1 protein-coding gene is annotated in these 588 nt (G+C 59.2%); it reads left to right on the forward strand.

Features of this window, described 5'->3' with window-relative positions:
* Positions 1 to 588: hypothetical protein (locus tag AC0L3U_RS38350; protein ID WP_473364955.1), on the forward strand; the 588-nt coding region annotated here is incomplete at both ends.

Here is a 588-nt window from a genome sequence, read left to right on the forward strand (position 1 = left end):
GTGGAAGCCTTGGAGCAGCAAGAACGCGACATCATCCAGGCAACCGAAACACTGTCCAAAGCACCACCCGGCCGTTGGCGCTTCACCACGGATGATGAATTCAACCGGGGGTTCAGTGATTACCTGAGCGGTGTCAAAGCCGCCTACCCAACCTTGATCCGAGCCTTGCTGCCCAACCTTCCGGTAGCTGATCGTCGCGCCATCGAAAACGGCCAGGTAACGCTGTATGCCCTGCGTCAGGAGCTTCGCGACCTGCAGGTCGGACAAGAAACCCCGCAGAACACCGCTGCCGCCAGAGGGCGCCAGGGCTTCATCATTCAGGCCCAAGTGGAGCAGAGCACAAGCTATTATGAGGTGTTCCCTCGGGCCGCAATCATCCGCGCGCGTCCAGATATTCAAACGCTGAAGATCGATGGCGATGTTGTTGTAAGAAACACAGGCAGCACAAGCCGTCCGAGCAAAGTAACCTTTCGACTGGCGACGTCCATGCCGTTCGACTGGCAAGCGTATCAACACGGCCACCGCCCTCGGGACGGCGTGTCCAGCCTGGTGATCGCCGAGCAGATCGGTCACGTTTTACCCGCCACG

Source organism: Bradyrhizobium sp. Kon69 (genome assembly GCF_055807515.1).